This window comes from Kitasatospora sp. NPDC057518 (assembly GCF_042802075.1).
Lineage (GTDB): Bacteria > Actinomycetota > Actinomycetes > Streptomycetales > Streptomycetaceae > Kitasatospora.
In genome coordinates this window covers 1-1,346 of record NZ_JBHVEU010000799.1, presented here as the reverse complement: position 1 = coordinate 1,346, position 1,346 = coordinate 1, and the positions used below count along the sequence as shown (strand labels likewise).

Genomic DNA, 1,346 nt, shown 5'->3' with positions numbered 1-1,346 from the left:
CGAGGCCGGTCTGGGCGAGGCCGGGACCGCGAACCCGGCGGGCTGCCGCGGGTCGCACCAGGGGGACGCTCGCGGGGTCGGGCGGGCCCCCGGCGTGGGCAGGGGGGCCGGCCCGAGGCCCGGGTCAGCGGCAGAGGGCCGCGTCCAGGGCGTCCGTCATGTGCTGCGCGCCGGCCTCGCCCGGAACGGTGGTGACGGTGATGGTGGCGGCGCGACCGTCCTCGGTGACGCCGCCGCGGGACCGGTAGCCGGGGGCGGTGCCGCCGTGGCCCCAGACGAGGCCGCCGCAGGAGAGCGGCCTGCTCTGCAGGCCCAGTCCGTAGCGGATCCCCTGGCCGATCAGATCGGCGGGGACGGTGGTGCGCATCTCGGCGAGCTGCGCCGCGGGCAGGAGCCGGCCGCCGAGGAGCGCGGTGAAGAACGTGTTGAGGTCGGTGTTGGTCGAGACGATCGCCCCCGTCGCCCAGGCCATCGAGGAGTCCATCTCGGTGTAGTCGAACCGGGGCGCGCCCGGTGTGCCCGGAAGGTAGCCGTGGGGGTGGGCCTCGTGGACGGTGGTGTCACCGACGGCGGGGAAGTAGGTGTGGCGCAGGCCGATGCGGTCGATGACGCGCTTGGTGATCTCCTCGCCGACGGGCCGTCCGGTGATCTTCTGGACGAGGAGCCCGGCGACGATGTAGTTGGTGTTGCTGTACGCCCAGCCGGTACCCGCGGGGAAGAGGGCCTTCTGGGCGAGGGCGCCGTCGAGGAGGTCGCGGGGCTCGAAGTAGCGGTACTGCACCGTGGTGAAGTCCGAGAGTTCGGGGGAGTCCATGTAGTCGGGCAGGCCGCTGGTGTGCTGGAGCAGTTGGCGGACGGTGATCTCGCGTCCGTCGATGCCGTCGCCGCGCAGCAGGCCCGGCAGGTAGGTCTCGATGGGGGAGTCCAGGCCCACCTTTCCTTCGGCGACGAGCTGGAGGACGACGACGGCGGTGAAGGTCTTGGTGTTGCTGCCGGCGCGGATCTGCCCGTCCACGGGGACCTTGGCCCCGGTGGCGAGGTCGCCGACGCCGGCGGTGTAGTTGCGGGTGCGGCCGTCGCGGCCCTTGACGGCGGCCAGGGCGGCGGGCAGGCCGTCGTCCTTGACCAGGGCGTCCAGGCTCTGTTGGACGACGTCGGGCCTGCCGCCGGCGAACGCCGTGGTCGGCGCCAGGACGCCGGCGGCCACGGCGGTGACGGTCGCCACGGCCGCCACCACCCGGTGCCGGCCACGGCGTCCGCGATGGGTTCGGTTGTGCTGTACGTGCTCGTTCATGGAGGAACTCCTCTGCTGGAGGCGGGAATTGGCGGGGCGGGCGGGTTCCGCG

General features: G+C 73.6%; 1 protein-coding gene. It reads right to left on the bottom strand.

All coding sequences use genetic code 11. The features are described from left to right. Window positions 1-124: 124 nt before the first annotated feature. Entirely contained in the window at window positions 125-1,294 is a 1,170-nt protein-coding gene (locus ACFU7Z_RS39470) for a serine hydrolase domain-containing protein (protein ID WP_380782993.1), read from the bottom strand. Window positions 1,295-1,346: the final 52 nt, after the last annotated feature.